Source organism: Stenoxybacter acetivorans DSM 19021 (genome assembly GCF_000745895.1).
Lineage (GTDB): Bacteria > Pseudomonadota > Gammaproteobacteria > Burkholderiales > Neisseriaceae > Stenoxybacter > Stenoxybacter acetivorans.
Window position 1 is genome coordinate 1 of sequence record NZ_JQKE01000084.1, and the last position, 9,062, is coordinate 9,062.

The window sequence follows — 9,062 nt, forward strand, 5'->3', positions numbered from 1 at the left end:
CTGCGCCTGCGCTTTGAGCTTGTCTTGAATGGCTTTTTCTACTTTTGCCAAACGCTTCATGCCGTAACGAACTTGTTTGAAGCGGCGGTTAGTGCTGTTTTTAGGCACGAATACCTGTAACCGCGCTTCTTTCAAGACTTTATAGATGGTGGGTCTGCTGACGCAATAGGTAGCCGCCAAATCAGAAACGCGGACATTTTCTTCTGTATAAAGCCGCCAAATTTCTTGACGCTGATAGGGCAGTAAACGGGTTCTTTTATGAATATTCATTACAGTATTTTCCTATAAATACTGTAAACAACGCTAGGAATTCTTACACCCGCTCGTATCAATACTGCATGTTTTTTTCCAAACAAAATGCGCCAATCCAATGTTATACTTGATGCGATGCCATATCGGCAATGGTTTGTTCCATCGTATAAAAGCAAAATAATATCAGCAAGGGATACGTTTTCATGAGCCCACAACAAAAAGACCCAACACTTTCTTTTGAAGAAGCTGCCAATTCGCTGTCGGAGATACTTGATCAACTCACGCATCAGTCAGAACACACGGAATCAGAAGCAGAAAGCCATGCAGCAGGTTCAGTCAATCTGAATCCGCCGCCGCGTACTTCAACACTGTCTGAAGCCGCTGCGGCTTTGAAATCGTCTTTGCGCACGCCCACTAATTATCAAGTCAATCATCAGCCTGCCGCGCCTGCCGCGTCTGCCCAAGCGCCAAAGACCAATAGACCGATTGATAAACATCCATCACCGGAGCAACATACTCCGGAACAGCATTCTGCGGAACACAGTGTTGAACACAAAATACCCCAAACATTTGAGTTAGTGCCTGAGCCAGAGCCTGTTTTACATAGTACCCATAACACGGCAACACCCAAAACCCCCGATGTTTCTGAGCGCCACCCACCTGTACTGCACCCGGTGTTGGAAAAATTGGCGGCAGAGGCTGTGCGTTCAAATGCTTCAGATATTTTTATCTGTACTGATTTTCCGCCGGCACTCAAAATAAACGGCCAGCTGTCGCCCGTACCAGCGAAACCTTTATCGCCCGATGAAGCCGCGAAAATTGTATTCTCTTCCATGAATTTGCTGCAACAGCGTGAATTTACCCAAGAATTGGATTTAAATTATTCCATTAAATCCAAAGATGGCGTGCGTTTTCGGGTAAATGCTTATCATGAACAAAACCGCATCGGTATGGTGCTGCGCCGCATTACCACTGAAATCCCCACCATAGACGAATTACTCCTGCCGCAGCCGCTTAAAGACATCTCCATGCGCAAACGCGGGCTGGTGATTGTGGCAGGTGCTACCGGCAGCGGCAAATCCACTTCCATGACCGCCATGCTTGATTGGCGCAATGAACATTCTGCCGGACACATTGTTACTATTGAAGACCCAATTGAATTTGTTCACAAACCCAAGAAAAGCATTGTTACACACCGCGAAGTCGGTATTGATACCTTAAGCTGGAGCAGTGCCGTGGAAAATGCAATGCGCCAAGCACCCGATGTGGTGTGCGTGGGCGAAGTGCGCAATGAAATGAGCATGGAACACGCTTTGCATTTGGCACAAACCGGACACTTATGCTTATTTACCATTCATGCCAACAATGCTGCTCAAGGGATTGAGCGGGTATTGAATTTTTACCCCGAAGATCGTCATCAGCAAGTTTTGATGGATTTGGCACTGAATTTGGTGGCAGTGATCGGGCAGCGGCTGGTGCCCACCAAAGACGGCAAAAGCCGCCGTGCCATTGTGGATTTACTCATCAACACCCCTGCCATGCAAGACTATATTCTCAAAGGGGATTTCTTTGAAATTAAACAACTGATGAATAAAGCCGGTTCTGACGGTATGCAAACTTTCGACCAAAACCTGTTTGATTTATACACCCAAGGGCTGATTGAATACGATGAAGCCTTGCGCCACGCTGATTCACCCAATGATTTGCGCTTGCGCATCCAACTGGCTGAAAAAGACCGCGGCAGTAGCCAAAGCGGCAGCGATTTTGATTTAAGCAATTTGCGAGTGATGCGCTGAAAAAAAGTGCCTGAAACACAATATTCAGGCAGCTTTTATCACTGAGTTATTTCTCCCAAACCACACGCCGCGCTGAACCGCTCCTTTCAGGGCAAGGTGCAGCGTGTTTCTGTTCAGAAGGGCGGGGTTTTAAGATCCGCATAGAAGAGCGATTAAAACCGATACCGGTAATGATGGATTTGTTACTTATTCGGCTATACGTTTGGTAAAGCATCAATATATTGTGTAATCTCCTGTATTTTTTCAGCGGGCAGATACTTCAGTTCTTGCCGACAACCTTTTTCGCTGATTAAGCCCAAGGGTTGCGCCACAAACATCCAGTTTACTGCATGAAAAATACCGCCCCATCCGCCTGTGGCATAACCTTTGATGTCTTCCATGCGCGGGCTGCGCTGTGCAAACACTTCTTTCACGGCGCGGTAGGTATCGGGATAGGGTGTGGTACTGACTTCTTGCCAAAATGGCGTATCGCGGCGCGGACAGTCGTAATGCATACGCAAAAAATCACGTATGCCATTCCAACACCATTTATTGGCTTCATTGAATTGATCAATGCTCAAATCCGATACCACCCAGCCGCTGTGGGTAACCACGCGCTCAAATGCAAACAATTGTTCCAGCATTTGTCCGATAGACGTGGCTTCCAAGGGTTCAACAAAGCCTGATGATAAACCCAGTGCCATGATATTGCCTTTCCACACTTCGGCATAATGACCCGGTTCAAAATTCAGGGTTTTTTGCGGTTCAATTTCCATTTGAAAGTAATCCGAGATTTCTTTCAATGCCGCTTCTTCAGACAAATATTTGCTGCAATAAACATAACCTGCACCAATGCGCTCTACTAAGGGAATCTGCCAAATCCACCCGGCTTTCATGGCAGTGGCGCGGGTAAATAATTCCGGGTTTTTACCCTGATGCGGCACATAAAACGGAATAGCACGATCCAACCACAGATAATCTTTGAATGAAGTCCATTGCCGTTTTAATTTTTTATCAATCACTACTCGGCTCAAGCCGGATGCGTCAATTAAAAAATCGGCACGGTAAGCACCTTCGTCGGTCATTATCTTTGCGGCATTTTGGTGCGCATCCATAAGAATATCTATCACTTCGGTTTGCCGATGCAACACGCCGCGCTCAATGGCCTTTTTTTGTAAGAATTTTGCCGTTCGGTAACTGTCAAAATGGAATGACGTGGTGATGCCGGTATTGCCGTTTACCAGCATTTCCGCGGCTTCTTGCTGCGACACCCGCTGCTTAATCGCAGGAAAGCCGTTCACTGCTTGGTGCAAGGGAATGCCTCGTACAAACAAACCGGAAATTTTCGGCAAAAATCCTGCATATTGGTCATTGAACGGTGCTTGGCGCGGATCAATGAATAAATGATAATACTCATCGTTTTTTTCACCCGTGCGCCAACCCTCGTAGCAAAAACCCCATTTCAGACTGGCTCCGGTTTCCTGCATAAATTCACTGGTAGGAATGTTCAGCGAATTGAGTGCATTCACAATATTAATCAACCCGCCTTCACCCACCCCGACAATGCCGATATCGGGCGATTCAATTACTTTAATCGCCGTTTGCGGCGGAAACATTCGGCGTAATACCAAAGCAGCAAACCAGCCTGCCGTACCGCCGCCGATAATGACGATGTTTTTTGCTTCCCGTAAATCCAACATACCTATCCTTTACTGTGTCTTCAGATAGCGCCGATAATTCAGCCCTGCTGATAACGCGGGATCCCCCCTCATTTCCTCAGGCTGCCTGAAATCGCTGTTAAACTTAAATCATGGTGATTTATTTTTTAAGTTCGGCAAAATGCACGCGCGGCGCAGCCGCTCAACAGCGTAATACACAATTAACTTTGATTACTGAACCACATCGCTTAAATCAGGTTGAATATCCGATTTTCAGGCGCAGTTCACGCAACACAGCTTTCCGTACAAGGGAAAGTCAGCAATAATGTGCTATTGCTTTAAGTTAATTGTCTGAAAAAAGGAGACACCCGAAAGCATCTCCTTTTTGCTTCGCTTTTAACCAATGATGAATTGGTGATTTGCCAGCAGTTCTTCCAAAGTGGTATCCACGCCGTTGAGTGTTACCAATGCGGTTTTGTTGTAGGCCGCACCCGCACCATCACGGTCAATGCTTACCACCGTATTACCGCCTTGTTTATCCACACTCAGGTATTGCGCAATAAGATCGCCGGCATCCATAGTGGGGATACCATTGATGTAGTGCGCCGCACCATCGGCGTCGGCAATATAACCCACCAGCAATGCTTTCACATCAATCACATCGGCATTGGGTGTTGCCTCTACCGTGCCCACTGAGAAATCGGTAACCGTATCTGAACCATTACCGCCGTCCGCGCTGTTGTTCAAAAGCTGATACACCAAAGTGTCATTGCCGCCGTGGATTAAGTTAAATACATCATTGCCGCCTCTGCCATAGAAGAAGTTATCGGCTGCGTTGTCGGTGAACGTATCTTGATGATCACCGCCGGTTAAACCTTCAATATTGACGAAAGTTGCCGATCCAAAGCCCGTGTTTTGTGCTGCCGTTTTTGATAAATCCACGGTAACACCGCTGCTTGCCAGCTTGTAATCCACCACGTCAAGACCACCGGTATTCGACCATGTGGTTACGCCGGAAACCGTAACGAAACCGCCGCTGCCGTTGTACAAGTCATTACCTAAAGTAGCGAAGAAAGTGTCGTTATAACCGGTACCCACAATACCCACTTGGTTACCCGATGCAGGGCCGGCATCGGCAGCATTATTGCCGGACTCTGCGGTGAGTACATAAGCATTGTCGGGTTCTGTTGCTTTCAAACCTGCCCAAGCAGCGTTCACGTGTTCTACTGTATTGGCGGCATTGCCGTTGATGGTTACACTGGCGACACCCCCCACGTCTGCCGGCGTATTGTTTTCCTGACGCAAAATCACGGCACTGTACGTTTTGCCGGCATCCAAACCGTAGAAATCAACAATGGCGGTGCTGTCATTGGTTTGGTTGCCCGATTGGGGATTGATGATTTGTGTTGCTACGGTTTTTCCTGTGGCTTCATCAACCAAAAGCACCGTGTTGTTGTAGAACGAATTAATACCCTCTGCATCCAAAATGCGCAGGTGCAAACTGGTACCGTTTGCCACTTGGTTTTTGTTTTCGATGTAAGTGGTTTGTCCGTTTAGGGTGAAAATCATCAAATCACGGTCACCATCCCAATCAATATCTGCTGAGATTGCCCCCGTTACCGGTCCGCTGTTCGTACCGGTGGTTGAGCTGGTGCCAATCGTGGTTTTGCCCACTTGTGTCAGCAAATTGGTGGTGGTAAAGCTCACCGCGCTCACACCCGTACCGGCAGAAGTATTGGTGTATAAATTCACCGCATCAGCCTGTTTGGCGGTTGCTACGCCGCCGTTGCCGGCACCATTACCCGACATGCCCGGCATTTCAATCACGTCCATTTTGCCGTCGTGATTCCAGTCAGTGGCAATGGATGCGCCGCCGGCAATGCTGTCGGTGAAGGTAAACATACCGTTTGCAGTGGGATTACCCACACCGTCGCCGGCTGCACCCACGCCATCGGTTCCGCTTGCTGTGCCGGTATCGTCAAAAATCAGCTTGCCTGTACCATTATTGAAGTAGATTCGGCTGGCATATTCCGCTGCGCGCTCGGCATTGTTTGTGCCGGATGAAGCGGACGGGCTGGTTAAACTGTCATTGCCCCTGCCTATGAATAAGTCCATATAGCCATCGCCGTTGAAGTCTGCCCAAGTCATGGCTACCCCGTTGCCTACTGCCGGATCAACCTCACCGCCGCCTGCCTGAAAAACGTTATTCACTATTTGAGTAACGTCCCAATTGTCGCTGTTGGTGCCGTTCACAATCACCAAGCGTGCGTTATTGGTAGAACGTCCGCCCAGAGCCGCTCCGTTTTCAGAAATACGCGACCCTGAAGACACAATCTCGCGTCCATGGAAAGTAAAGTCCACCATGCCGTCATTATTGATGTCCACTCCGGAGAGCTCTTGATCCGGCAGCGACTGGTTAAATCCGTTAATCGGTGACAAGCTGGCTGAATAATTATTGGCAAAATAGCCGTCTTTGGTCATGCCCGCTACAGTGCCATTGTTATTCAATACGATTTGTGAACCATGCCCGCCTTGAGTACCCGAATCGTTCGGCGTTTGGTCGCCATAGACAATATCCAGCAAACCATCACCGTTTTTATCAATCCCGATAATCCCGCCATACCAAGACCATGTATTGGCACTGAGATTAGTATCGGAATTGCCGGCAAATTCACCGCTTTGCGGTGCATTTCTGTTTGCACCCACTTGATAACCAACATAACGATTGGCCAAAGCGGCTGCACCGGTGTTATAAAACATTTGCTGACCGTCATTGTAGTTACTGTCAACAGCAAACAAATCCATCAAACCATCACGGTTGTAGTCTAAGAATGTGGCGTTTTGCACGTAGTTATTGGCATCATAACCTGTACCGCCCTGATTGCTTTGCAGGTAAACACTGGCAAAGTTACCCAAGCTGCCGTTGTTGGTGGCAGTGGATTCCAGCATGTGCTGATTGGTGTGAAGCATCCACAAGCCATCTTTGCTCAATGTTACTGCTGTGGCTTTTTGCTGCGGATCACCGCCGCCTGCGCCCACATTCATAACCGGTTCAGGTGCAACCACCAATTCATTGGTACTGTCGTCCTGAGTAATCAGACCATCTGTATCTTTCAGCTTAGCCGATACGTCATACGTACCCACCGGCAATGCGTAAGCATCAGGAATTTGTACATACCAAGTGTTGTTTTTCGGATCAACCACAACAGTACCGTCTTGCGAGCTGTAGGTTTTACCATTTACGGTAACTTCCAAATATTCGCCGTCCAAGATTTTGAACGCAGTGCTGCCGCTGATAATCGGCGTGGTATCAATGGTGTTTTGCGGATTCATGGTTACGGTTAAGTCAATCGTAATGGTGAAATTATTGCTGCTTACACCAATATTGCCTGCTTCATCTACTGCCGCTGCATACCAAGTGTATGTTTGACCGTCTTTCAATCCGTCCAGCATGTATTCCCAGCTGCTGCCGGTTACTGTTGCCGTGCCGATTTCCGCGCCGGCAGCAGTAAAGATGCCGATGTGTTCATCAGAGCCCAGCGTGCCGTTGAGTGTGCCTCGCAGCAACGGTGTGCGGTCATCGGTACTGGTATTACTGCTGAATGCACCGGTATTGACACCAACATCGTCCAAATAGTCGATGATGGTTACGGTTTGAGTGGGTGCAGTTGCATCAATACGTACCGTTTGGGTATCTGTAGAACCGACTATACCGGCCACACTCACCACCTGCACATCATAAACATAATTACCATCGTTCAATGGCGTAATGGTGTCATATGTCCACGCACCGGAAGCAAGCACTGCCAAATCCACCCATGCACCGCCGTTCACCCGAATTTGCGCTTTTTCACCAACAGCCAATGTACCGGTAACTGTGCCGCTGATTGCGGGTGTGGTGTCGGAGGTAATCCAGTCATTTTTCGTGCCGGTATCATTAGATAAGCCGGTAATCTCAATCACCGCAACAGATGCCGCATTGCTGATGGTAACTTGCTGCGTATCGGTTGAGCCGATATTGCCTGCCGCATCAATCACACGCACATCATAGGTGTGGTCGCCGTTGGTTAATACAGTGGCATCAACATAATTCCAGTTCACACCGGAAACCTGCACATCAGCCCACGTACCGCCATCTAAACGGATTTGTGCTTTTTCATCTGAACCCAAAGCCGCTGTCAGTATGCCGCTCACGGTTAAGGTTGTATCGCTGGTAATCCAATCACCCACCAAGCCGGTATCTTCAGTTATAGCAGTGATGCTGATTGCCGCAGCCGGTATCTCCGTATCAAGGATAGCCGTCACAGTATCGGTTGCCGAATTGCCTGCCGCATCTTTTACATCAACCTTAATACGGGTGTTGCCGTTGGGGACACCGCTTAGATTCACCACGTCGCTCATCGACCACGCATCATTGCTCACAACAGCGGTACCAGCCAGCATTTCCACACCGACACTGCTGATGATAGAAATGGTAACTATTTGACCATCTTCTACATTCAGCGTTGTGCCGCTGATACTCACTACCGATGCTTCAGCCCGATTGATGTAGTCATCACCCATCACCGGTGTTGTGATATTAATCACCGGCATCACCAATTGCACGGCATAAGCACCCGAACCGCTGATGCTGTCACTGTTGCCCGCCGCATCGGTAAACACAGCGGTAACGTCCACTCGTTTGTCACTGTCTGCCAGCAAGTCTGCACCCGCTACATTTACAGACCAATTTGTGCCGTTCACCGTGGCAATGTAAGTCTCACCGCCCACGGTTACCGTCAATACCACATTGGCATCTGTCGGTGCATTGGTTAATGTACCCGTAATCGGTACATCAGTACGCAAAGACTCTTCGCTGTTTACCACACCATCACCGGCAATGGTGCTGACTGTAATGGCGGTACTGCTGATGTCTGGTTTAGTGGTATCCACCGTCAAAGTAACGCCGGCAGAAATCGGACCTTCGTTACCCGCCGCATCAACCACACGTGCAGTATAGCGATAGGTGTCATCTGCCAAATTGGCGTTGTCGTTGAATTCCCATGTGTTGCCGTTTATCGTGGCAACACCCGCTTCGGCTCCGTCGCGGTACACCACCACTTTCTCACCCGCAGCCAAGGCGGCGCTTAAGCTGCCTTTGATCGTCGGGTTGGTGTCGTCGGTCGGTACGCTGAACGCAAAGTCCCCTTGTTTGCTGCCCACATCATCGCCGTAGTTCACGATGGCAACCGTTTGTGTCGGCGCGGTGGTGTCTACGTTGATGGTGAACGCGTTGGACGGCGCACTTTCGATGCCCGACGCGGTGGTGACGATCGCGGTATAGGTGTAGCTTCTGCCGTCGGTCACGCTGTTGTTGTCGGTAAACGTCCAGTTGTTG

At 48.9% G+C, this 9,062-nt stretch carries 3 protein-coding genes and 1 pseudogene; 1 reads left to right on the forward strand and 3 read right to left on the reverse strand.

Annotated elements, in window-relative coordinates; all coding sequences use genetic code 11:
* Positions 1-270 (reverse strand): annotated as a pseudogene (locus tag Q384_RS10155) (IS481 family transposase); the annotation flags it as partial.
* A 560-nt stretch (positions 271-830) separates the two neighbouring features.
* Between Q384_RS10155 and Q384_RS10160 the strand changes: the two are divergent.
* Complete coding sequence (locus tag Q384_RS10160) at positions 831-2,048, forward strand: PilT/PilU family type 4a pilus ATPase (protein WP_425423487.1); 1,218 nt, start codon at positions 831-833, stop codon at positions 2,046-2,048.
* A 194-nt stretch (positions 2,049-2,242) separates the two neighbouring features.
* On the opposite strand, the gene Q384_RS10165 is transcribed toward Q384_RS10160, so the two are convergent.
* The gene (locus tag Q384_RS10165; protein WP_037587746.1) at positions 2,243-3,727 is read right to left on the reverse strand and encodes a tryptophan 7-halogenase; all 1,485 of its coding nucleotides are present in this window, start codon (positions 3,725-3,727) and stop codon (positions 2,243-2,245) included.
* Positions 3,728-4,081: 354 nt separating this feature from the next.
* On the reverse strand, positions 4,082-9,062 hold a 4,981-nt coding region (locus tag Q384_RS10170), incomplete at its 5' end, for an Ig-like domain-containing protein (RefSeq protein WP_156956541.1).

Coding starts and splice junctions, on each gene's coding strand:
- Q384_RS10165 (WP_037587746.1), bottom strand. CDS start 3,727: ATGTTGGATTTACGGGAAGCAAAAAACATCGTCATTATCGGCGGCGGT.